23 protein-coding genes, 1 tRNA gene and 2 pseudogenes are annotated in these 22,493 nt (G+C 68.7%); 14 read left to right on the top strand and 12 right to left on the bottom strand.

Annotated elements, in window-relative coordinates; all coding sequences use genetic code 11:
• Window positions 1-273, bottom strand: a 273-nt coding sequence (locus tag BB334_RS18455; protein ID WP_198531207.1) for an NUDIX hydrolase, incomplete at its 3' end; no start/stop codon positions are given.
• Between the two features lie 208 nt (window positions 274-481).
• On the opposite strand from BB334_RS18455, the gene BB334_RS07815 reads away from it, so the two are divergent.
• Window positions 482-3,328, top strand: coding sequence for an HD domain-containing phosphohydrolase (locus BB334_RS07815; protein ID WP_068806781.1), 2,847 nt, complete (start codon window positions 482-484; stop codon window positions 3,326-3,328).
• Between the two features lie 105 nt (window positions 3,329-3,433).
• Window positions 3,434-4,009 carry a phasin family protein gene (locus tag BB334_RS07810; protein ID WP_068806778.1) on the top strand — a complete coding sequence of 192 codons (576 nt, stop codon included), beginning with the start codon at window positions 3,434-3,436 and terminating at the stop codon, window positions 4,007-4,009.
• Between the two features lie 39 nt (window positions 4,010-4,048).
• On the opposite strand, the gene BB334_RS07805 is transcribed toward BB334_RS07810, so the two are convergent.
• The 4 genes and pseudogenes from BB334_RS07805 to BB334_RS07790 form a co-directional block, all read right to left on the bottom strand.
• Window positions 4,049-4,387 (bottom strand): hypothetical protein, encoded by a 339-nt coding sequence (locus tag BB334_RS07805; protein ID WP_068806775.1) that lies wholly within the window; start codon window positions 4,385-4,387, stop codon window positions 4,049-4,051.
• A gap of 72 nt (window positions 4,388-4,459) precedes the next feature.
• The gene (locus tag BB334_RS07800; RefSeq protein ID WP_158014379.1) at window positions 4,460-4,879 is read right to left on the bottom strand and encodes a hypothetical protein; all 420 of its coding nucleotides are present in this window, start codon (window positions 4,877-4,879) and stop codon (window positions 4,460-4,462) included.
• Window positions 4,880-5,175: 296 nt separating this feature from the next.
• Window positions 5,176-5,878, bottom strand: a pseudogene (locus BB334_RS18875) (CHAD domain-containing protein).
• Window positions 5,879-6,041: 163 nt separating this feature from the next.
• Window positions 6,042-7,817, bottom strand: a complete 1,776-nt coding sequence (locus BB334_RS07790) for a PHA/PHB synthase family protein (RefSeq protein WP_083200343.1) — start codon at window positions 7,815-7,817, stop codon at window positions 6,042-6,044.
• 229 nt (window positions 7,818-8,046) lie between these two features.
• Between BB334_RS07790 and BB334_RS07785 the strand changes: the two genes are divergently transcribed.
• Together BB334_RS07785 and BB334_RS07780 are read left to right on the top strand one after the other, a co-directional pair.
• The gene (locus BB334_RS07785; RefSeq protein WP_068806766.1) at window positions 8,047-9,975 is read left to right on the top strand and encodes a phosphate transport regulator; all 1,929 of its coding nucleotides are present in this window, start codon (window positions 8,047-8,049) and stop codon (window positions 9,973-9,975) included.
• A complete protein-coding gene (locus BB334_RS07780; RefSeq protein ID WP_083200342.1) occupies window positions 9,972-11,303 on the top strand; it encodes a PEP/pyruvate-binding domain-containing protein in 1,332 nt (443 codons plus the stop codon). The genes BB334_RS07785 and BB334_RS07780 overlap by 4 nt, the downstream gene beginning before the upstream one ends.
• On the opposite strand, the gene BB334_RS18160 is transcribed toward BB334_RS07780, so the two are convergent.
• The 3 genes from BB334_RS18160 to BB334_RS07770 form a co-directional block, all read right to left on the bottom strand.
• A complete protein-coding gene (locus tag BB334_RS18160; RefSeq protein ID WP_158014378.1) occupies window positions 11,285-11,440 on the bottom strand; it encodes a hypothetical protein in 156 nt (51 codons plus the stop codon). The genes BB334_RS07780 and BB334_RS18160 overlap by 19 nt on opposite strands.
• A gap of 137 nt (window positions 11,441-11,577) precedes the next feature.
• Window positions 11,578-12,501, bottom strand: coding sequence for a polyphosphate kinase 2 (ppk2, locus tag BB334_RS07775; RefSeq protein WP_068806763.1), 924 nt, complete (start codon window positions 12,499-12,501; stop codon window positions 11,578-11,580).
• Window positions 12,502-12,958: 457 nt separating this feature from the next.
• Window positions 12,959-13,252 (bottom strand): hypothetical protein, encoded by a 294-nt coding sequence (locus BB334_RS07770; protein ID WP_068806760.1) that lies wholly within the window; start codon window positions 13,250-13,252, stop codon window positions 12,959-12,961.
• A 271-nt stretch (window positions 13,253-13,523) separates the two neighbouring features.
• Between BB334_RS07770 and BB334_RS07765 the strand changes: the two genes are divergently transcribed.
• From BB334_RS07765 to BB334_RS18635, 5 genes and pseudogenes are all read left to right on the top strand, one after another.
• Window positions 13,524-13,829, top strand: a complete 306-nt coding sequence (locus tag BB334_RS07765; RefSeq protein WP_068806757.1) for a YciI family protein — start codon at window positions 13,524-13,526, stop codon at window positions 13,827-13,829.
• A gap of 170 nt (window positions 13,830-13,999) precedes the next feature.
• Window positions 14,000-14,443: a YybH family protein gene (locus BB334_RS07760; RefSeq protein WP_068806754.1), complete on the top strand. Its 444-nt coding sequence runs from the start codon at window positions 14,000-14,002 to the stop codon at window positions 14,441-14,443.
• A 26-nt stretch (window positions 14,444-14,469) separates the two neighbouring features.
• The gene (locus BB334_RS07755) at window positions 14,470-14,913 is read left to right on the top strand and encodes a VOC family protein (protein WP_068806750.1); all 444 of its coding nucleotides are present in this window, start codon (window positions 14,470-14,472) and stop codon (window positions 14,911-14,913) included.
• A gap of 80 nt (window positions 14,914-14,993) precedes the next feature.
• A complete protein-coding gene (locus BB334_RS07750) occupies window positions 14,994-15,470 on the top strand; it encodes a VOC family protein (protein ID WP_198531219.1) in 477 nt (158 codons plus the stop codon).
• 312 nt (window positions 15,471-15,782) lie between these two features.
• Window positions 15,783-15,920, top strand: a pseudogene (locus tag BB334_RS18635) (hypothetical protein); the annotation flags it as partial.
• Here BB334_RS18635 and BB334_RS18630 read toward each other — a convergent pair.
• On the bottom strand, window positions 15,858-16,013 hold the full coding sequence (locus tag BB334_RS18630; RefSeq protein WP_232756689.1) for a hypothetical protein: 156 nt from the start codon (window positions 16,011-16,013) through the stop codon (window positions 15,858-15,860). The pseudogene BB334_RS18635 and the gene BB334_RS18630 sit on opposite strands and share 63 nt — an antisense overlap.
• A 22-nt stretch (window positions 16,014-16,035) precedes the next feature.
• On the opposite strand from BB334_RS18630, the gene BB334_RS18625 reads away from it, so the two are divergent.
• Window positions 16,036-16,752, top strand: a complete 717-nt coding sequence (locus tag BB334_RS18625) for an MATE family efflux transporter (RefSeq protein WP_232756688.1) — start codon at window positions 16,036-16,038, stop codon at window positions 16,750-16,752.
• A gap of 275 nt (window positions 16,753-17,027) precedes the next feature.
• Here BB334_RS18625 and BB334_RS07740 read toward each other — a convergent pair whose 3' ends face one another.
• Complete coding sequence (locus tag BB334_RS07740) at window positions 17,028-17,354, bottom strand: thioredoxin family protein (protein ID WP_068806747.1); 327 nt, start codon at window positions 17,352-17,354, stop codon at window positions 17,028-17,030.
• A gap of 168 nt (window positions 17,355-17,522) precedes the next feature.
• A tRNA-Thr gene (locus BB334_RS07735) sits at window positions 17,523-17,598 on the bottom strand.
• Window positions 17,599-17,714: 116 nt separating this feature from the next.
• On the opposite strand from BB334_RS07735, the gene BB334_RS18450 reads away from it, so the two are divergent.
• Window positions 17,715-17,873: a hypothetical protein gene (locus BB334_RS18450; RefSeq protein ID WP_198531206.1), complete on the top strand. Its 159-nt coding sequence runs from the start codon at window positions 17,715-17,717 to the stop codon at window positions 17,871-17,873.
• Window positions 17,874-17,913: 40 nt separating this feature from the next.
• Here BB334_RS18450 and BB334_RS18620 read toward each other — a convergent pair whose 3' ends face one another.
• Window positions 17,914-18,420: a ProQ/FINO family protein gene (locus BB334_RS18620; RefSeq protein ID WP_068806744.1), complete on the bottom strand. Its 507-nt coding sequence runs from the start codon at window positions 18,418-18,420 to the stop codon at window positions 17,914-17,916.
• On the opposite strand from BB334_RS18620, the gene BB334_RS07725 reads away from it, so the two are divergent.
• From BB334_RS07725 to BB334_RS17515, 3 genes are all read left to right on the top strand, one after another.
• The gene (locus BB334_RS07725; protein WP_232756687.1) at window positions 18,349-19,473 is read left to right on the top strand and encodes a YcjF family protein; all 1,125 of its coding nucleotides are present in this window, start codon (window positions 18,349-18,351) and stop codon (window positions 19,471-19,473) included. The two genes, BB334_RS18620 and BB334_RS07725, sit on opposite strands and share 72 nt — an antisense overlap.
• A gap of 98 nt (window positions 19,474-19,571) precedes the next feature.
• Entirely contained in the window at window positions 19,572-21,545 is a 1,974-nt protein-coding gene (locus tag BB334_RS07720) for a DNA topoisomerase IV subunit B (RefSeq protein WP_068806740.1), read from the top strand.
• Between the two features lie 79 nt (window positions 21,546-21,624).
• A partial coding sequence (locus tag BB334_RS17515; RefSeq protein WP_332835033.1) for a DNA gyrase subunit A occupies window positions 21,625-22,493 on the top strand: 869 nt, incomplete at its 3' end.

The raw sequence follows: 22,493 nt of genomic DNA, 5'->3' as shown, positions 1-22,493 counted from the left end.
GTGCAGCTCGCGACCGGTCGCACGCTTGTGCCCGCCCGCCGGCACCCGGCGCAGCTTGCTGAGATGCTTGGCCTTGACCCGCAGCCCGGCCTCCTCGGCGAGCTCGCGTAGCAGGGCCCGGCACGGTCCCTCGCCGCGATCGATGCGACCGCCGAAGAAGTTCCAGGCGCCCCCGTTATTGACCGCGCTCGAGCGCTTGCCGAGCAGGAACTTGTCGGTGGTGGTGCAGTGAATGATCGCCCAGGCGCCGGCCCGGTGCGATGATGATTTCAAGCGTTCGTTTGCCATCGTCGGAAGCGAAGCGTCGCGAGAAAGGAAGCGCTGTGGAAGCGGGATTAATAAAATCAGAACGAACAGCTTATAGCCGTCCCTTATTGCGCCGCTGTGACAGAGGGCGCTCTGCCAACGAATCATCACGTCGCCGGCGCAGACTTGGAATCCAAGTCACCGGGGGCGCCCCTTGGCCACGCGAAAGTGGCGGTTGCCACTGCACATTCCTGTCGCCGTCCTGTTCTCGCTGCTGATCCTCGGCGTCGGCGCGACGATCTCGCTCTACCACTTCAACGAAACGCGCCGCCTGCTCGATGGCGCGAACCATGCGTTGTTCCAGAACCTGGCGGACGACACACGCGAGGTCCTGCTCGGCGCCAACGACTCGGTACGGCGCCTCTTCATGCTGCTGTCGGCCTCCCCGCTCGCCGACGCGCGCAACGCAGCCGAGCGACTGCAGCACCTGCCGGAGATCACCGGCCTGCTCGGCGCGGCCCCGCTGATCGAATCGGTGATGGTCGGCTATGGCAACGGCGACCTCTTCCTCGTGCGCCGGCCGCACCCCGGCGCACGCCCGCCGGAAGCCGACGCGAAGGCGCGCTGGATCGTGCTCGACGTGCCCCCGCGCGAGTGCACACCCCACCAGGCGCACGAGCATGCGTTCGACGCCGGACTGCGCCATCTCGGCATGCGCGTGCCCAAGATCGCCCCCCCGGAGCCGCGCCTCAGCGACTGGTACCGCCTGGCGGCATCGACCAACGGGTTGGTGGTGACGCCGCCGCGACCTTTCGCCCACGCCCCCGGACACGGCCCGAGCTTCGCGCAGCGCAATGGCGCCACGGTGTTCGCGGTCAATGTTGACCTGAGCGCGATGTCTGCCCTGTTGAGGACGCGCGCGCGCACCGCCTCCACCGAGGCCCGCCTGCTCGCGCGCGACCGCTCGGTGCTGGCCAGCTCCGCCGCGGCCGCCAGCGAGGGCGACGGCGTCATCCTCGCGGCGCTGGCGGACTATCGCGAGGTGGCGGTGCTCAGCAGGCAGCTTGCCGTGGCCGACGAACGTCCATGGCACGTGTCGATGGCGCCGATGCCCGGCTTCGGCAGTGAGGACTGGATCCTCGCCGTCGCCACGCCGGACGACGAGCTCTTTGCCGAAGCCTACCGACAGCGCGAGCGCTCGATCGTGTTCACCGTAGCCGCCGTCTTGCTGAGCTTCCCCCTCGCCTGGGGGCTTTCCCGGCTCCTGACGATCCCGCTTCACCGGCTCGCCGATCAGGCCTATGCCGTCTCGGCGCTGCGGTTCGATGCCCGTTCGCAAACCGGCTCGGTCATTCTCGAGGTCGACCAGCTCGCCGATGCGATGGCGCTGATGAGCGGCGCCATCGCGCGCTTCCTGGAGATGGGACACCGGCTCGGCTCGGCGCGCGAACTCGAAGCCGTGCTCGAGCAGGTCGCGCTTGGCGCGCGCGAAGTTTCGGGCGCGTCGGTCAGCGCGGTGCACGTGTGGGACGAAGGGCCGGGCCGCGGTGGCGACACGACGGCGGGTGAAGTGGCAGCGTCGGACGGCAGCCTCACTCGCGATCCCGCGGGGCTGCTGTCCGAACCGTGGACGCAAGTGGCGCGCGAGGCCGAAGGCCCGTTCAGCTTCCGTCGCGACGGCCCCGAGGGACTGCAGAAAGCCGTCTGCGTGCCCCTGCGCACGCCGGAAGGCGAAGCCCTCGGCGCGCTTGCCCTCGCCGCCGCGCAGGGCTCGCCCCTGACTGCCGCGCCCGCCGAAGTCACCGGCTTTCTCGTGGCGCTCGCCGGCTCGGCCGCGGTCGCCCTCGAGAACCAGCGCCTGCTCGCCGGCCGTCGGGCGCTGTTGCATGGCGTGATCCGGATGGTCGCCGAAGCGATCGATGCCAAGTCGCCCTACACCGGCGGGCACTGCCGGCGAGTACCCGTGATCGCCCTGCGCCTGGCGCGGGCGGCGAGCGCGTCGCAGGCCCCGGCGCTGCACGACTTCCGGCTGAGCCCCTCGGACTGGGAGGCGCTCGAGATCGCGAGCTGGCTTCACGACTGCGGCAAGCTCACCACGCCCGAGTACGTGGTCGACAAGGCCACCAAGCTCGAGACCCTCTACAACCGTATCCACGAGATCCGCACCCGCTTCGAGGTCCTCAAGCGCGATGCGGAGATCGCCTACTGGCGGGGACTTGCGGCAGGCGGCGAGGAGACCGCGCTGCGCCGCGAGCGCGACCGCGCGTGGCACACGCTCGACGGGGAGTTCGCCTTCGTCGCGCAATGCAATCGCGGCGGCGAAGACCTGCCGCCCGCATCGATCGCCCGGCTCGAACGGATTGCGCAGCGTCGCTGGTCGCGCACCATCGACGACCGCCTCGGCCTGTCGCGGGCGGAACTCGCGCGCCGGGCCGACGAGCCGCTGCCGTCGCTCCCGGCAGAGGCGTCCTTGCTGCAGGACTGCGCGCACCATGTGGTGCCGCGCCCCGACTGTGCGCTGTATGCCGAAGGCAATCCCTGGGGGTTCACCATGCGCGCGCCCGCGCGGCTCTACAACCATGGGGAGCTGTACAACCTGAGCATCCGGCGCGGCACGCTGACCCGGGAGGAGCGCTTCAAGATCCGCGAGCACATCGTCGAGACGATGGTCATGCTCTCGCGCCTGCCCTTCCCGCGCGATCTCGCCACGGTTCCCGAGATGGCCTGCGCGCATCACGAGACGATGGACGGCCGCGGCTATCCGCGCGGCCTGCGTGGCGAGCAGATGAGCGGGGCCGCGCGCGTGATCGCGATCGCAGATATCTTCGAGGCGCTCACCGCGACCGATCGCCCGTACAAGGACGCCAATTCCGTGGCCGAGGCGCTCTCGCTGATGCGCGAGATGGCGGCTCGGCGGGAAATCGATGCAGATCTTTTCGCCCTCTTCGCGCGCGAGGCGCCCTGGTGGGATCGGGACGCGCCGAGCGACGGCGGGGCCGAGGACGGATTGCGGGAAACGGATCCAGCGCCGTCCGGGCCGCCGGCTGTCACAAATCCTGCAACACAGGCTTCATTCCCCTGAGACAGTGATCGTTCATGCTTGGCCCCATATTGCGTCACCGCAATATGGGTCCGCACGCCGCGCGCGGGCGGACGTCCCTGGAAGCAAGCAATGGAGACACCGGCAATGAAATCCGAAGCTTCCCGTCGTGACCTGGCGGCGGCCCACAAGGCCAACATCGATGCCTTTCACGCCTTCGGCACCGAAACGATCGTCCGCGCCGAACGACTCCTCGCCCTCAACCTCGACTTCGCCCGCCGCTTCGCTGAAGAGAACCTCGCCCGCGCCGAGGAAAAACTCGGAGAAAAGCCTGCGCCCAACGCGATCGCTGCGCTACCGGAAGCGGTGAAACCGGAGATGGAGCGGGCGGTCGACTACGCGCGCCAGGTCAGTGAGATCCTCGCCGAAGGGCAGCGCGAGTGCCTTGGCATCGGCAAGACCTGGCTGACCGAGATACACCTCGCCCTGGAGCGGCTTCTGAGCGATGCCGGCAAGACCGCGCCCGCGGGTTCGGAAGCCATGTTCGCGGCGATGCGCTCGGCGATCGGCCTCACCAAGGACGTGTCCGACCGCCTCGGCCGCCAGGCCGGCGAAGTGGCCGAAGGCGTCTCGCGCGACGTCGCAGAGGGCGAGGCGCAGGCGCAGACCAAGCCGGCGCGCCGCGGTGCCATCGCGAAGAGCGCCGCTGACGACGCGAACTGATCCGGCGGCGGTCTTAACCGGGCGCCGTGCCGGGCCAGCTCAGGCGTCCGGTGCGTCGCCCGGGGGCGTCTTCTCGGGCCGGGCACGCCACTCCGCCTCGAGCAGGTCACGATCCTGGCGGAGTTGGACGAGCTGACGCCCGACCTGCTCGACGCTCGTCGCCGAGCGTGCGATGAGTTCAACGTGCAGGAGGTGGCTCTTCGCCTTCGACAAGGCCAGGGTCATCATCTGCAGGCGCGCCTCGGCGCGCGCGAGGTCGGCGCGCAGCTGCGCGTTCGTTGCCCACATGTGCGAATAGGATGGCATCCCCGCCAGGTCGAGGTCGGCATCGACCTCGACCATCCTGGCGGCAAGTTGCGCGGGATCGTTGAGCTTCATTTCACCTCCTCGGGTGGCCCGGCCGGACAGGACCGGGGCAATGGCCTGCGGTGTCGAATGTCAGCGCCGTGTTCAGCGCTTCTTGCCGCCCTTTCGCTTCTCGAGCGGCGGCAGTGCGTTGACCATCGCCAGGATCTCGCTGCTGCTGTGCGACCCGAGCCGTACGATCGCGGCACGGATCAGTTCGGACTCGGTCGGCCTGCGCCCGGCCGCCTTGACGTCGTCCCGCATGACCTTGATCCGCTTGCGCTCGCTCGTCGCCAGGCGGAAGGCTTCCTTCACGCTCTTCTCGGGTCTCGGCTTTTTCTCGGCGCGCGCCTCGGCCTTGGCGGACTTCTTGCCGGTCACTGCAGCTGTCTTCGCGGCGGCAGCGGGTTTTTCGAGTGACGCGGATGCAGGTGCAGACGCAGGCGTTTCGACGGACGTCTTTGCGTCGGTGCCGAGTGTGGTCGCGGCAGGCGTGGTGGAACCAGATTCAATGGCGACGGTCATGGCGTGCTTTCCTCCTGGAACGTGATGAGCCCGCGACCTGCCGGCCGCCCTCCTCGCATTGACATGTCCATGGGCCGACCTCGAAGTCGCTTCGAGCCCCTTGGACAGCCATTCGGAAGGACATCAAGAGCAGGAGCGGGCGGATGAAGAGCCGATAAGGTAATAACTTATTATTTACCTGCCCAAAGTCCCCTGCAAGGCGTCTGCAGATGAATTTTTTGTTGCGGCTTCCAGGGCACGACGTCGCATGGCGAGCGGATCGAATCCGCTCGGATGAACGCGCCGGTCCGCCCGCTTCAGCCGTGCTTCCGGGGTGTGCCGCCCCACAGAGCGGGGCGCGTGTCATCCAGCACCCGACTGCGAAGCCGCGCGTACCCCGGCCCATGCCAGCCGAGTACGTAGCCGGCGGCGAGCGCCAGTGACGGGGTCTCGCGCGTCCAGGCCTCGAGCCGGCTGCGCGCCACCGCCACGTCCTGCAGGAACCCGAGCGTGGTCTGCGCCCGGGTGATCCGCTCGAGAGAGTCTTTGACCGCCTTGTGGCCGAATAGGGGTGCAAAGAACTCGAGCGTGTAGCGCAGCTCCTTCATGCCGATGCGCAGCCGATGCAACTGCGCCGGCTCGAGGCTGGAGGCCGCCTCGAAGCGCTTGCGTGCCCGCCGTCGCGCGCGCCAGCCGTTCACGGGCGAATGCGGCCAGGGCGAGGCCTTCGCCCTGCTCCGCCGCCGGCAGCATGAGCAGCTCGGTGCGGAATACGTCGAGATCCCGGGCCGGACCGAAGCGGTCCGCGTTGTCGCGCAGGCGCTGCTGCCAGGTCTCGGGGAAGGGGGCGGGCAGCACCGGCGCGAACGCCTTGAGGGCCGAGCGCAGCCGCCTCAGCGCCACCCGGATCTGATGAATGAATTCCACCGCCTGCTCCGCGTCCGCGTGGGCTGCGCCGGTGACGTTGCCCTGCCACTGCCGGACGCAGGCCTGGGCCAGCGCAACAAAAGCCTCCTCCACCGGCTACGCCGCATGGAGCGGCGAGGCTTCGGCCCGCACCGGCTGCGGGCGGTCCTTGGCGGTGTCCCCTGTCATGTCCGGATCCATGCCCGCGCTCCTCAATGACGGTTCGCAATGGTGATTGAGTGATTGAACATCACATCGCTGACCGCCTCAAGCAGGCTCAGGCTTCGAGCACATAGGTGCCGGGCGCGGGCGCAAGTGCGGGATGGTCCCCGCCCGCCGCTGGACGTGCCGGCACGAGCTCGCCGCAGCGGGGCTTGAGCCACGCCATCCAGTCGTTCCACCAGCTCCCCGCCTGACGCGCGGTGCGCGCGCGCCACTCGGCGGGCTTGTCGGTGCGGTGTACCGTCGCCGCCCAGTAGGCGCGCTTGGGCGGCGTCACCGGCGGGTTGACGATGCCGAGAATGTGACCCGAACTGGACAGCACGAAGCGCTTGTCGCCGCACACGTAGTGGGTGGTGCGGAACGCCTGCGCCCACGGCGCGATGTGGTCGTCCTCGGCGGCGACCGCGTAGAGCGGCTGATGGATGCAGCCCAGGTCCAGGGGCTCGCCGGCGATCGTCAGTTCGTCCGGCTCGATCAGGCGGTTGTCCAGATACAGGGCGCGCAGGTACCACGCGTGCATCGCACGCGGCATGCGGGTGGTGTCCATGTTCCAGTACAGCACGTCGAAGGGCGCGGGCGCCTCGCCGTACAGCCAGCCATGGACCACGTAGTGCCAGATCAGGCTGTTCGAGCGCAACAGGCGGAAGGAGGCCGCCATGGCAGCGCCGTCGAGGTAGCCGTCGCGCGCCATCCGCGCGCACAGGTGGGCGACGCTGTCCTCGTCGATGAAGACCTCGATGTCGCCGGGCTTGCGGAAATCCACCAGGGTGGTGAACAGGGTCCAGTCGGCGACCGGCATCGCCTCCTCGCCGAAGCGGCGATTGGCCCAGGCCATGTACATCGCCAGCGCCGTGCCACCGATGCAGTAGCCGACCGCATGCACCCGCTCGGCGCCGGTGAATTGGCGTGCGAACTGCACGATGGCGTCGATGCCCTCGAGGAGGTAGTCGTCGAAGCGGACCTCGCTCATCGATGCGTCCGGGTTCTTCCAGCTGGTGATGAAGACGTCCAGCCCCTGGTCGAGGAGGAAGCGCACCAGGCTCTTCTTCGGGTTCAGGTCGAGGATGTAGAACTTGTTGATCCAGGGCGTGACGATCACCACCGGCTCAGCATGGACCTGGGGCCGGGTTGGGGCGTAGTGGATGATCTCGAGCAGGCGATTGCGAGACACCACCGCGCCGGGCGTGGTGGCGAGGTTCTCCCCGACCTTGAAGTCGTCCGCGCGGGTCATGCGAATCTTGCCCGCCTCGAGGTCGTCGAGCATGTTGTGCAGGCCGTGCCACAGGCTCGTGCCGCCGCTCTCGGCGAGCTTGCGCAGGGCGATCGGGTTCGACCACAGGCAGTTCGTCGGCGCTACCGCGTTGAGCCACTTGCGCCACCAGAAGGCCGCCCGCCGACGCTCCTTGCCGGACAGCCCGGGGGTCTCGAACAGCATGTCCTGCAGGTGATGGGTGAAGGCGAGGTACCACTCCTTCACCAGATCCCAATTGGCCAACTCGGTCCACACCGGATCGGCAAAGCGCGGGTCGTCCGCATGCGGCTGCACCGGATCGGGGCTCGGCAATCCCGCGCCCCGGCGCAGGGTGTGCCACTGCAGCTGCACGAGATCGGACGAGAGCCTGACGAGACGCTCGGCAAGCGCCTGCGGGTGCAGCAGCCAGGCGAGCTGGGCGTGAAGGATCGGCGCCGTCACCCCGAACGGGTCGACCGCGGCCACGACGCCATCGTGAAAGTGGGTGAAGTCCCGGTACAGCGCCCGTGTGTCGGGCACACGCGCCGCGATGCCGCCGCCGCGGGTCGGCGAGGCGGACGCCGCGCCATGCACGTGCATATCCATTTTCGTTCTCCCTGGTCGCTGCGCCCGCGCTGCTCCCGGGCCGATCGTCAGGGAATGCCGGACGCCTGTAAGGAGAGTAAGCGTCCGCCGTGACGCATCCATGGCGCGCAGATGACAGCCCCGCATTGCAGGCGAATGACAGAAATACGACCTGCCGTGCGCCCGTGACGTGTCTGTCACATTGGGGCGCGAAAATCTGAAAAATTACCGAAGGTGGTCAGCCATGGAGAAGATCGAGGCGGTTGCGACGCTGGGCCAGGATGAGCTGCTCAAGCCCGCCCGCGTGAAGGCCGCGCTCGCCGCCAACGACCGGCTCAAGCTCTACCTGAGCGTGCTGCAGGCGGCCGATGCTCGCGCCGACAAGGGCGACGTGCCGCCGCTCGAGCTCTCTCGCGAATTCGCCGCCGCGGGCCTCAGCGCGCCGTGGCTCGCGGAGCTGCCCGCCAGCGCCTACCGCGAGGGCAGGATCCTGCACCTGCCCGAGTTCGCCCGCCTCACCGCCCTGCTGCGCGAGGACCTGCGCACCATGGCCCGTCCGCTGGAGGGCGACGCCGGGTTCGACGCGCGCCTGTCGACCTGGACGGCCTGGCTCGAACGACTGGCTCCCGATGCGCTCGCTCCCGAAGAACTGCATGCCCTGGTGAGCGGCAAGCGCGGCCGGGAAGACAGCATTCACCTGCTGGTGATGGACCTGCACAAGGCCCTCAACCACGTCGCGGCCGAGCTCTCGAGCGAGACCATCGACGGCGCCCATGTCTGGCAGCTCGAGCCCGCCGACCGCGCGCGCGTGGCCGCCTTCATGCGTGGTCTCAATGCCACCCGCGCGCTCAAGCTCGACCACCCCGGCCTCGACACCGCCGCGACCTGCGACGGCGAGCGCCTGCTGCTGCAGAACGACATCGGCACCAACGACGCCCACGTGCTGGTGATCCAGGTCCAGGGGCAGCGGGTGAGCCTGACCTACTCGGACCTGCACCGCCGCCGCTTCTCCTTCTTCCGGACCCTGCTCGAGGCGGTCGGCGCCGCGTGGTCCGACCCGCAGTCGCGCATCACCGCCGGCCTCAACGCCGGCGAGGCCTACTACGTGGGCGTCGCCACTTTCGACTGCCGGGACGAGGAACACCTTCAGGAAGTGCTCGAAGGCATCGGCAGCCGGATCGTCTTTCTCATCGACTGGAACCGCGCCCGCAAGCGGCTCGAAAAGTTCGTCGCCAAGCCGCTCGCGCTCGCCGTGCTGACCGAAGTGGCGGGGCGCCGGGTCGGTCACACGAGCTGGCTGGCCGCCGGCGGCGAGAAGCTGATCTTCGGCGCGATGCAGGCCTTGGGCACGGACTATTTCCATCTCGGCGACCGGCTCGACGAGGTGATCGGGGACGAACGCGCAAAGGCCTTCCTGGTCGACGCCTTCGCCCTTGCCACCGACGCAATGCAGCAGCACCAGCCCCTGGCGCTGATCGCCGACGACGTTCGCCTGCTGCTGGCGCGCTACCTGCGCCGCAACGACGAGTTCGACCTGCTCGCCGAACATGCCGCCTACTGCCACGCGCTGGCCGAAGGCATCCGCGACGCGCTCGCGCACGGCCACGAGCGCGAGCGCAAGGCGGCCCGCGCCTTCGCCGAGCGGGCCAAGGACTGGGAGCGCCGCGCCGACCAGCTGGTCATGGACGCCCGCGCGCGGGCGCAGACCCGGCCGCGCTGGGCCGGCTTTGCGCTGCTCGTGCAGACCGCCGACGACGTCGCCGACGCGCTCGAGGAGGCGGCCTTCCTGCTCTCGCTGCTCGCCGCCGATCATCACCAGGGCTGGCGGGGCGAGGTGCAACAGGCGATGCAGGCGCTCGCCGGCGCGGTGCTCGGCGGCGTGCAGGACCATGTGAAGGCGATCGCGATCGCGCGCGGCTTCGGCGAGGCGAGCAGCGCCGAGGACCACGAGGAGTTCGTCGCCGCGCTCTGGCGGGTGCTCAACGCCGAGCGTCAGTGCGACCTGCTGCTGCGCGAAGTCAGGCGTGCGCTCGCCGAGCGCGTGAGCGATGCGGCCACGCTGAGCCTGAGCACCGACTTCGCCCAGGCGCTGGAGGCGGCCACCGACGCCCTGCTGTCGACCGGCTACGGCCTGCGCCGGCTCGCCTTCAGTCGCGCGGGGGTGGGCGAATGAACGCGGACGCCTCGATCGTCTCGCCGGCCGCGCCGCAGGCGACGCCGGCGGTGTGCCTGATCCATGCCCGCGCCCGCCTCCCCGCCGACGCCGGCCCGGCCACGCTCGGCGCCAAGGCCTGGAATCTCGCGCGCATGGCCGCGCTCGGCCTGCCGGTGCCGCCCGCCTTCGTGCTCGGCACCGCCTGGTGCGCCGATCCGGCCGCGCTCGCCCCGACGCACTGGCAAGCCGCGCTCGCGCAGCTCGAGCAGCTCAGCCGGCTGCGCTTCGGCGACCCCCGCCATCCGCTGCTGCTGTCGGTGCGCTCGGGCGCGCCGGTGTCGATGCCGGGAATGATGGAGACGCTGCTCAACATCGGGCTGACCGAAGCGACCCTGCCCGGGCTGATCCGCGTCAGCGGACACCCGCGCCTGGCCTGGGATGCCTACCGCCGCCTGATCGCCGCCTACGGCGAGATCGTGGCCGGCATCGACGCCCGCCATTTCGAGGCGGATCTCGACGCAGCACGCGGCGAGGCGGACGAACGCAGTCTCGATTTCGCCGATCTGCGCAACCTCGCCGCGCGCCATCTCGACACCTACCGGCGCGAGGCCGGCGAGGACTTCCCGCAGAGCGCCCCGGTGCAGTTCGAGCAGGCGATCCGTGCGGTGTTCGCCTCGTGGCGATCGGACAAGGCGCGCACCTACCGCCAACTGCACGGGCTGTCACACGACATGGGCACGGCGGTGACGGTGCAGGCCATGGTGTTCGGCAACGCCGGCGGCCTGTCGGGCGCCGGCGTGGGTTTCACCCGCGACCCGAGCAGCGGCGAGCCCCGACCCTGGGTCGACTTCCTGTTCAATGCGCAGGGCGAGGACGTCGTCAGCGGGCGCCGCAACGCGCTCGGCCATGAGGAACTGGCGGCGGTCGCCCCGCAGGTCTGGGAGGCCTTGCTCGACGCCGCCGACCGGCTCGAGCAGGCCTTCGGTGACATGCAGGATTTCGAGTTCACCGTCGAGGCCGGCCGGCTCTACCTGTTGCAGACGCGCAGCGGCAAGCGGACCCCGCTCGCCGCGGCACGCATCGCGCTCGACCTCTACGCGGAAGGCAGGATCGACGCCGAACGGGCACGCGAGCGCACCGCCGGGCTGGACGCCGATACCCGCCCAGCTTTGCGGGCGACAGCTCGCCGAGGGAGGAGCATCGGTGGCGGTTTCCGATCGTCACCGTCCACGCGTGGTGCGGCGAGTTCGCCAGGCTGTGCCTGGAAGCCTCGCCGGATACCGCGCCGCGGCTTGCCGTCGTCTCGGGCTGAGCGCTCGCTCGCCCCTCAGCGGCCGGCGGCCTGAGCCCGCTCGCGCAGCCGGTTGATGTTCTCGTTCCACTGACGCCGCGCCTCCTCGTCCGAGGCGAGCGACTCGACGCTCGGCGGCGGCGTCTCACCGAAGCGGGCGCGGTCCCAGGAACGCGTCTGCCCTGCGTCCACGTCAAGTGGGCGGTCTGCGGACTGATGCGAAACGCCCGTCGTTCGAATCTGCTGTCCCATGCTTTTTCACCTCCAGAACACGTTGCGAACTCGCGCTAAGGCGACCTCGAAGGCGGATTCTCTCGCTCCTTCGCGCGCTAGCGGAACCATTCCGGCACGAACATCTCCGCCGGCACCGGCTGGCGGGTGTACTCCGGATTGCGCACCCGCGCGGGCAGCTGGATCGGCGGGCGCTGGATCTCGGTGTAGGGAATCCGCTCGAGCAGATGATGGATGCAGTTCAGGCGCGCGGATTTCTTGTCGTCCGCATTCACGATCCACCACGGCGCCTCCGGGATGTGGGTGCGCTCGAGCATGATCTCCTTCGCTACGGTGTACCGCTCCCAGCGCGCACGCGACTCGAGATCCATCGGGCTGAGCTTCCACTGCTTGAGCGAATCGTGGATGCGCGAAAGGAAGCGGAAGTGCTGCTCTTCGTCGGTGATCGAGAACCAGTACTTGATCAGCTGGATGCCGGAGCGCACCAGCATCCGCTCGAACTCGGGCACCGAGCGGAAGAACTCCTCGTACTCGTCGTCGGTACAGAAGCCCATCACCCGTTCGACGCCGGCGCGGTTGTACCAGCTGCGGTCGAACAGCACCATTTCGCCCGCTGCCGGCAGGTGCGTCACATAACGCTGGAAATACCACTGCGTGCGCTCGCGGTCGTTGGGGGCCGGAAGAGCCACGACGCGACAGACCCGCGGGTTCAGGCGCTGGGTGATGCGTTTGATCACGCCGCCCTTACCCGCCGCATCCCGCCCCTCGAACAGGATCACCACCCTGTGCCGGGTGGTGGCGACCCAGTCCTGCAGTTTCACCAGCTCGCCCTGCAGGCGCAGAAGCTCCTGGAAGTAGCGATGTCGCCGGCGCTTCTCCTGCAGCGGACAGGGAAGGGGCTCACAGGGGGCGACGTCGTCGAGGCGGCGATCGTCCAGCTCGAGTTCGAGCTCCTCGTCGTAGCTGTCGAGCAGCTCACGCTCGATCCGCCGGTGAAGTTTGCCGATCTCCTCGTTGTCCATGCGCCGCTCCGCAGCCTTGCGGCCTACCTTGGGTAACTCAGAATTATCGGCGTGCTGTGTTACGGAATTCTGACGCCGTGGGAGGCGTGACGCACGGGACGCGGACGTGGGGCGACGCGTTTTACGGTGGGCGCGTGACCTTCTGACGAGCTCGCAACACAGTGTCGAGGCTTCAGGGGGGCGTGCGTCCGCGGCGCTCACGTCCATGAATGCTGGCGGACTGTGAGGTTACGCGCACATTTCTGCAGCATCGGCGCAATCGCCTTGTCGGCGTGGGGTGTGGCGGATCGTCCAGAAGGTTATCCACAGAATCTGTGGAGGAGTCGGTCCGATCGTTCTGGCCCAGCGGCACAGCCCGGCAACCCCAGGGTCATCGCGTCTGCTCATGAAGTCGAGGTGCTCGAACCTCGCGGTCTGCGCGCCGTGACGTTTGCGGGGGTGGCGCCAAGGCATCGGGTCAGAGAGCCACGAGCTGACTGAGTCGCCCGAAGGGCACGCGCCAGCCGCGTTCGTCCTCGCAGTCGACGCTGGCGGTCTTCTGATTGATGCGCACGATGGTGCCGATGCGCAACTCCAGTGCGGCGCCGGGCGCTTTCCAGTCCACGAAGCGCACCCGCTGCCCGAGATTCAGATGCAGCCGGATCTGCACGATCCGCGCCGGATCCGTCATCAGCCGCTCGATCACGGTGGAGAGGTGGAAGAGTTCCAGGGAACGGGCGCGGTTGAGGGCTTCGAGGGTGGCGGGGTCCATCAGGGGCGGGCTGCAAGAAGTGGATCGAGCGTGCCGCCCAGCGGGACGATGAGATCCGTGCCGAGGCCTACCACCAGTGCGAGCGCCCGATCGTGTTCGCCGTCGTCGCCGTCGTGCTGGGCTTTTCCCCCGCCCGCGGTCGACTCCGGCGCCTGGCCACGCCCCTTCCCCGGCGCGCGGACCTCGCCGGTGCGCTGTCGATTTCGCGGCGCGCCGTTCGACCAATGGGCAGGCGAGCCTCGGCCGAACACCACCGCGAAGGAGAAGAGCGATGAAGCACCTGTGCCTGATCTGTGCCGAGAAGGTGATGGAGCAGATGCCCCGTGCCGATACGGAAACGCACTTCGAGGAGTACCGCGCGTTTACCTATGCCATCCGGCAGAGCGGCCATTTCCTCGCCTGCAACCCCCTGCTGCCGCCCGATGCCGCCACCACCGTCCGGGTGCGCGACGGCCGGGTTGCGATCACCGATGGGCCCTGCATCGAGACCAAGGAGCAACTCGGCGGCTACTACCTGATCGAGGCCCGGGACCTCAACGAGGCGATCCAGGTGGCCTCGCGCATCCCGGGGGCGTAGTTCGGCTGCGTCGAGGTGCGCCCGGTCGCGGAGGATCCGCAGACGCTGCAGGCGCTGGGGCTCGTCGCGCCGGAGGCCGCCCGCTGAACCGGCGCACCGATGTCGATCCGGCCCCCCGCCGATCGACTAGCGGGTACACACCCGTTTCACCCACCCCAAGGAGACCCGTCATGGGCACCGCATCCACCCTCGCACGCACGGAAACCGCGCTGCGCAGCCAACTGGAACACTGGGCGCGCGCGGTTCGCGCCAAGGACATCGAGCGCATCTTCGCCCATTACGCGCCGGACATCGTCGCCTTCGATGCCATCGCGCAACTGCAGTTCAAGGGCGCCGACGCCTATCGCAGGCACTGGGAGGCCTGCATGACGATGTGCACCGGCCCGATGATCTTCGAGCTCCACGAGCTCCAGATCACCGCGGGCGACGAGCTCGCCTTCGTCCACGGCCTCAACCGCTGTGGCGGCACCGGACCGGACGGCAAGGAGATGTCCGGCTGGATGCGCATGACCGTCTGCTACCGAAAGCAGCACGGCGAATGGCGGGTGGTGCATGAGCACTTCTCCGCCCCGTTCGACCCGCAGAGCGACAAGGCCCTGTGGCTCGAACCCTGATGCGCCCCCACCCTGAGGAGAGCACCATGCGGATCGACCCCTATCTCATCTTCGACGGCCAGTGCGAGGCCGCCTTCAGGTTCTACCAGCAGTGCCTCGGCGGCACCCTCGAGGCCATGCTCACGTTCGCCGAGGCGCCCGCGGCCGAGGACGGCGAGCCGGGCTGCGGGCCGGTTCCCGCCGAATTCGTCGACCGCATCATGCATACGTGCCTCGTGCTCGATGGGCAGATGCTGATGGGCTCGGACACCTTGCCGTCGTTCCCCTACGAGGGCATCAAGGGCTGTTCGGTGTCACTCAACGTCGTCTCGATCGCCGAGGCGGAACGCATCTTCGCCGCCCTCTCCGACCACGGCACGGTGCAGATGCCGCTGGGGCCGACCTTCTGGGCAGCCCGCTTCGGCATGTGCACCGACCGCTTCGGCGTGCCCTGGATGATCAACTGCGAGACCGACAAGGAGGGCCGTTGAGACGCGTTTCATGATGCTGGTGATCCCGAAGGGCGAGGAGCGCGCCCCGCCCGGAACGGTGCCCGATGGCCGACAACGAGATCATGCACAAGAACACGATCTGCCTCTGGTTCGACAAGGACGCCGAGGAGGCCGCCCGCTTCTACGCCGCGATCTTCCCGGACAGCCGGGTCACGGCCATCCATCGGGCGCCCGCTGACTACCCGTCGGGCAAAGCCGGCGACGTCCTGACGGTGGCGTTCACGGTTGCCGGCATCCCTTGTCTCGGCCTCAACGGTGGCCCGGCGTTCCCACAGACCGCGGCCTTTTCGTTCCAGATCGCGACCGACGATCAGGAAGAGACCGACCGCTACTGGAACGCCATCGTCGGCAACGGCGGCATGGAGAACGCGTGCGGCTGGTGCCAGGACCGGTGGGGCGTTTCCTGGCAGATCACCCCGCGCGTGCTGAGCGAGGCGATGGCCGCGGGCGGCGAGGAGGCCAGGCGCGCCTTCGAAGCGATGATGGCGATGCGCAAGATCGACGTCGCTGCCATCCAGGCGGCCCGGCGCGGCTGAGCGCCATGGTCGATCCGCACCGCGTCGGGCTCGAGTTGATGCGGCTGGAGGAGGCATGGCAGCACACGAAACGGCGTCCGTGGCGGATGCGCATGCGAGCTCCGCCAGTGCAATCACGCGCCTGTAGGCCGCGCTGCGCGGCACGGACGCCGACCACACGCGGATTCCGCTCAAGCGCGCGGTGTTCCTGCTCGCCGTGCCGATGATGCTGCAGCTGGTGCTCGAATCCACCTTCGCGGTGGTCGACATTTTCTTCGTCGCGAAGCTCGGCGCGTCGGCGAGCATCGGAGCGAGGAGGCTTCGCTGTCAGCGGTGCAGGCCATCGTGGTGGCGCTCATCGTCTCACTGCCCTTCGCGGTGGGCGGCATCGTCCGGGCGCAGGACCTGCTACGGCTGATGGGCGCCGATGCCTGGGCGATCGAACACGGCCACCGCTACACCCAGTGGATGCTCGGCGGCAACGCGGTGATCCTGCTGCTGTTCGTGATCAACGCCATCTTCCGGGGCGCTCGGCATCGACGGGGCGGCGATCGCGACCAACATCGGGCGCGGTGCGGGCGTGCTGATGCAGGCGTGGATTCTCGTGCGCGGCAGCGAACACCTTCGGCTCCGTCGCGCCAGCCTGCGCTGGCATGGCGCGACCCTGATGCAGATCGTGCACACCTCGCTCGGGGGCATCGGCCACATGATCGTGTCGATGATCGCCTGGATCTTCCTGATGCGCATCCTCGCCCGCGTGTCGACCGAGGCGATGGCCGGGGCGACGATCACGATCCGCATCATGATGTTCACGCTGATGCCGGCCTTGGGCATGTCCAACGCCGCGGCCACGCGGGTCGGGCAGAACCTCGGTGCGGGCGAGCCCGAACGCGCCGAGGCCGCAGTCTGGCGCATCGGCTGGATGAACATGGCCTTCACGCTCGCCGTGTCGGTCGCATTCTTCTTCCTGCACGACGAACTCGTCGCCCCGTTCACCGACGACGCGCAGGTCGTCGCCATCGGCGGCGAATGGTTTGCCATCCCGTCGTATTCCTACTTCGTGTCCGGCTGGTGGATGGTGTCGGTGCAGGCCTTCAATGGCGCCGGCGACACGATGACGCCAACGTGGATCAACCTGGTGTTCTTCTGGCTGATCCAGATCCCGCTGGCGTGGGTGCTGGCGCTGCCCTTGGGCTGGGCGCACTCGGGCGTGTTCTGGGGCGTGCTCGTCTCCGAGACCGCGGTCGGCCTGTTCACGCTGTGGCTGTTCAGCCGAGGCCGCTGGAAGACGGCACGCGTTTGAGCGCGGGGAGGCGCACTCGGAGCAGTCGATCGGCGGTGACCGTCACTGAAGGCGTGGTCACGATGCCCCCGCTTTGTCCTCGCCTGCAAAAGAGACTCGATGCGCTGCCCCTGGCCCGAATTTGGCGAGCAGCCGTTGACGCATGTCGGCAGAGATCGATTCCCGGCGCCGGCGGATCGTCTGCAATGAGCGGCACCACCGCTTCCTTCAACCGCTTCAGGTCAAGATCGCCGGCCAGACAGCTTCGGCGGCGAGCACCTCCGGCAACAGCGCCTTCAGGCGCTGCTGTCGATTGCGGCGAGCGCGCGCTCGATCTCCTGCACCCCCGCCGGTCGCACCACCCGTGCGACCTCCTGTCCGCCGCTGAGGAACACCAATGTCGGCCAAAGCTTGACGCGGAACGAGCGGCCCAGCCGGCGCCCCGGGCCATCTTCGATCCTGAGATGGCGCACGCCCGGGTGGGCGGCGAAGGCCTCGGCGATTGCCGGCTGGGCGCCCTGGCAATAGCCGCACCAGGACGCGCCGAACTCGACGACAGTGGGGCCTTCCAGTGCGTCGATGTCGCTGCGCACGGGTTGTGTCGATGAATAAGTGGTCTGCATGTCGAACGCTCCTGGGAGACGAACTGCGGATCGCGTCCGCCACACGCCGTTGGTGCCGGTGGCCGACCGCCTGATCACGCGCGACGGCGCGGGCTAGCGCTTGCGCCGCCGGTGCTGGCCCGACCGCGAAGCAAAAGGGCCCGCATCGCTGCAAGCCCTTGATTTTAATGGTGCCGGCAATAGGAATCGAACCCACGACCTTCGCATTACAAGTGCGCTGCTCTACCAACTGAGCTATGCCGGCAACGGCTGCGGATTATAGCGCAATCGATCCACCGCCCGAAGGTGTTCACATGCCGCTAAACAACTGTATATACTTACAGTACTTCAACAGCGGGATCACTCACGGGAGAGACGGCGATGGAACTCAGGATCGAACGCGTACTGACGGGCCTCGGGCTGTTTGCGGGTCTGTTGTTCGGCACCGGCCATGCCGGCGGCGGGGTGGCAGTGGTGGTGGCGGGGATGGCGATGGCCTGGATGCAACGGGTCGGCGACCCTGACCACGACGGCCAGTGACGTCGCCCTCGCATCCCCTCGCGGCTGGCGGGCGGCGGCCTCAGCGGCCGAACTTGCTCACCAGCTGCTGCAGCTTCTCGCCGCGCTTGCGCTCGGCTTCCTCGCGCTTGCGTTCCGCCTCTTCCGCCTGCCGCTTATCGCGCTGCTGCTTCGCCACCGCGGCGAAGCGCTCCTTGAGGGTGGTGACCGCATGAGCGCGCTGCTCGTCGGTGACTTCGCCGGCCGGATTGCCGTCGAGGTCGAAGCGCTCGGCGGATCGTTCCACCGCCTTCAGGTAGCGCGTCGACGCGGTGTGGATGCGCAGCGCGGTGCGCAGGCTCTTGCGGTCGAAGTCCGGAAAACGCGCGAGGATGCTGGCGTCGATCTTCAGCGCGAGCGGCTTGCAGTCGCGGAAGGCGGCGCACTCCTTCTGCAGGCGCTGCAGCAGCGCACGCGGCTCGATGCGCGGCTTGCGCGGCTGCTGCTCGGTGGCTGCTTGCGGCGCGGCCTCGGTGGCCTGGTCGGTCGCCGTTTCGGCGTGGCTGTCGTCGGGGGTTTCGGTCGTCATCGGGCGGCAAGAACTCGAATGGGCGGGCATGGTCAATCAGGCACCGCGGAAAGGTCGGCGGTATTCTACCCCGCCCCGGCATCCATCAACCGAATACAGGACACCACGATGCAGCCTGAACAGATCCGCGCCATCCTCGCCATCAGCCTGATGGCCGCCTTCGCCGACCAGCACAAGGACGACCGCGAACGCGAGCACATCCGCCGCATCACCGAATCGATCGCCGCGGACAGCGGCGTCGAGCTGATGTCGGTGTATCAGGACGTGCTGCTCGGACGGGTCCGCGTCGAGGAGGCCGCCGCGGCGCTCGATACCCCGGAACTGCGCCAGCTCGCCTTCGAGATGGCCGTTGGCGTGTGCGACGCCGACGGCGTACACAATGCGGCGGAGACAGCCTTCCTCGACCGCCTGCGCGACGCGCTCGGCCTTTCGATCGCGAACGCCGAAAGCGTCACCCGCCAGGCCGACGAGATCGCCACGCTGCCGCTCGAACCGGCTGCCCCCCAGGTGCCTGCGCCGGGGACCACTGCGCCCGCGGTGGATGAAGCCGAACTCGACCGCATGATCCTCAATGCCGCGATCCTCAACGGCGCGCTCGAGTTGCTGCCGCAATCGCTCGCCTCGATGGCGATCATCCCGCTGCAGACGCGGCTGGTCTATCGCATCGGCAAGAACTACGGCTACGAGCTTGACCGCGGCCACATCACCGACTTCCTCGCCACCGTCGGCGTCGGCCTGACCTCGCAGTACGTCGAGCAGTTCGGGCGCAAGCTGGTCGGCGGCCTGCTCGGCAAGGTGCTCGGCAAGGCCGGCCGCGCGATCGGCGGCGCTGCGACCGGCTCGGCCTTCTCCTTCGCCAGTACCTGGGCGCTCGGCCAGGTCGCGCGACGCTACTACGCGGGTGGGCGCAAGCTCGATGCGAACGCGCTCAAGGCCAGCTTTAGCGATCTGCTCGGGGAGGCCAAGGCCCTGCAGGCACAGTACCTGCCGCAGATCCAGCAACGCGCGCAGACCCTCGACGCCGGCAAGCTGGTGGCCGAACTGCGCGCCTGAAACGCACGCCGGGCCGCTCCGCCCACCCCCCGGGGCGGGCCCGCCCTGCCCTTCCCGCTCTGCTATCCTTGCGCCTCGCCGCAACCAACGAAGCCGAAATGTCAGCCAAGCAGTACGACGAATCCTCCTTCCGCGTCCTCAAGGGCCTGGAGCCGGTGCGCGAGCGCCCGGGCATGTACACCCGCACCGACAGCCCCGCGCACATCATCCAGGAAGTCATCGACAACGCCGCCGACGAGGCCCTGGGCGGCTTCGCCAGGAAGATCCAGGTCACGCTCCACCTCGACGGCTCGGTGACGATCGCCGACGACGGCCGCGGCATTCCGGTCGGCCTCCATGCCGAGGAAGGCGTCCCCGTGGTGGTGCTCGCCTATACCCGGCTTCATGCCGGCGGCAAGTTCGACAAGCGCGAGGGCAACTCCGCCTACGCCTTCTCGGGCGGTCTGCACGGCGTCGGCGTGTCGGTGACCAATGCGCTGTCGACCCGGATCGAGGTCGAGGTCAAGCGCGACGGCAAGGTCCATCGCATCGACTTCAGCGAGGGCGGCGAGAAGGTCGGTCCGCTGCGCCAGGAAGGCAGTTGCGGCCGCCAGACCGGCACCCGGGTGCGGGTGTGGCCCGACCCGAAGTACTTCGACTCGCCGCGCGTGTCGATGAACGAACTCGAGCGCCTGCTTCGCTCGAAGGCGGTGCTGTTGTCGGGCGTGGAAGTCCGTCTCGACGTCGAGCAGCCGGGCGGCACGCTGCTCAGCAAGACCTGGTCCTATCCGGAAGGCCTGGCCGGCTACCTGAAGGAGCTCGCCGGCGACCACGAGCCGGTGGCGCCGCTGTTCGCCGGCGAGAAATACGCCGGGCGTGACGATGCGAGCTTCGCCCCCGGCGAAGGCGCGAGCTGGGCCCTGGCCTGGTTCGACTCCCCGGTGCCGAGCGAGTCGTATGTGAACCTCATCCCCACGATCAACGGCGGCACCCACGAATCAGGGCTGCGCGCCGGGGTGTTCGAGGCGATGAAATCCTTCATCGAGCACCACACGCTGCTGCCCCGCGGCGTCAAGCTTCAGCAGGAGGATGTGTGCGGGCGCATGAGCTTCGTGCTCTCGGCACGCCTGCTCGACCCCCAGTTCCAGGGCCAGGTGAAGGAGAAGCTCAACTCGCGCGAAGCCGTCAAGCTCGTCTCCAGCCAGTTGCGCGACCCCTTCGAGATCTGGCTCAACAATCACGTCGAGGCCGGCAAGGCGATCGCCGAGCTGTCGATCAAGCAGGCACTGGCGCGGCAGAAGAGCGCGCAGAAGGTCGAGAAGCGAAGGACCTCCGGCGTCGCGGTGCTGCCGGGCAAGCTGTCCGACTGCGAGTCCGAGGACATCGCCGACAACGAACTCTTCCTGGTCGAGGGCGACTCCGCCGGCGGCTCAGCGAAGATGGCGCGCAACAAGGAGACCCAGGCCATCCTGCCGCTGCGCGGCAAGGTGCAGAACGCCTGGGAGATCGACCCCGACCGCCTGTTCGCCAACGCCGAGATCCACGACATCGCGGTGGCGCTCGGGGTGGATGCCCACCGCGCCGACAGCAAGGTGGATCTCTCCGGCCTGCGCTACGGCAAGATCGTGATCATGTCCGACGCCGATGTCGATGGTGCCCACATCCAGACCCTGCTGCTGACCCTGTTCTTCCGCCACTTCCCCAAGCTGATCGAGCGCGGCCACGTCTATGTGGCGCAGCCGCCGCTGTACCGCATCGACGTTCCCGCCCAAGGCAAGAAGCGCCCGGCGCGCCGGCTCTACGCGCTCGATGAACGCGAGCTCGCCGCGATCCGCGACCGTGCCGAGAAGGAAGGCTTCAAGCCCGACGCGCTCGAGGTCGGCCGCTTCAAGGGTCTCGGCGAGATGAACCCCGACCAGCTGCGCGAGACCACGATGGACCCGGCCACCCGCCGCGTACTGCCGGTGAAGGTGCGCAGCGGCGCGCTCGACGACACGCTGAAGATGTTCACCCTGCTGATGGGCAAGGGCGAGGCCTCCGGCCGGCGCGCCTGGATGGAAGAGAACGGCGACAGCGTCGAAGCCGACGTCTGAGCCCGCCCCCAGCGACGAACAGAACCCACGGCGGCGCGACCCCGGTCGTCGCCGCTCCATCGCATTTCCCGCACGCTCCATGACCACTGACTCACTCGACCTTTTCGCCGACCAGCCGCCCACCCCGCCCGCACCGCCTGACGACGCGGGCGCCGAGGCGGGTGACGACGGCACGCTCGCCCTCGACCGCTACGCCGAGCGCGCCTATCTCGCCTACGCGATGAGCGTGGTGAAGTCGCGCGCCCTGCCCCAGGTGGAGGACGGCCTCAAGCCGGTGCAGCGCCGCATTCTCTACGCGATGAGCGAGATGCGGCTGTCGTCGTCCGCCAAGCACGTGAAGTCAGCGCGCGTGGTCGGCGACGTGATCGGCAAGTATCACCCGCACGGCGACAGCTCGGTGTACGACGCGATGGTGCGAGTGGCGCAGGATTTCTCGCTGCGCTATCCGCTGGTCGACGGCCAGGGCAACTTCGGCTCGCGCGACGGCGACTCGGCGGCGGCGATGCGCTACACCGAATGCCGCCTGACACCGATCGCCGAGCTGCTGCTGGCGGAGATCGACCGCGGCACGGTCGACTTCATCCCCAACTACGACGGCGCCTTCGAGGAGCCGCAGCTGATGCCGGCGCGCCTGCCCTTCGTGCTGCTCAACGGCGCCTCGGGGATCGCGGTCGGCATGGCGACCGAGATCCCGCCGCACAACATGCGCGAGGTCGCGGAGGCGACCTGCCATCTGATCCGCCATCCGGACGCGGGTCTCGACGACATCCTCGCGATGCTGCCGGCGCCCGACTTTCCCGGCGGCGGCCAGCTCATCTCGTCGCCCGAGGCGATCCGCGACGCCTACGCCTCGGGCCGGGGCAGCCTGCGCCTGCGCGCGCGCTGGCGCATCGAGGAGCTCGCCCGCGCCCAGTGGCGGGTGATCGTCGAGGAGCTGCCGCACGGCGT

The sequence above is a fragment of the Thauera phenolivorans genome (assembly GCF_001696715.1).
GTDB lineage: Bacteria > Pseudomonadota > Gammaproteobacteria > Burkholderiales > Rhodocyclaceae > Thauera > Thauera phenolivorans.
This window is presented reverse-complemented; position numbering and strand designations above follow the sequence as displayed.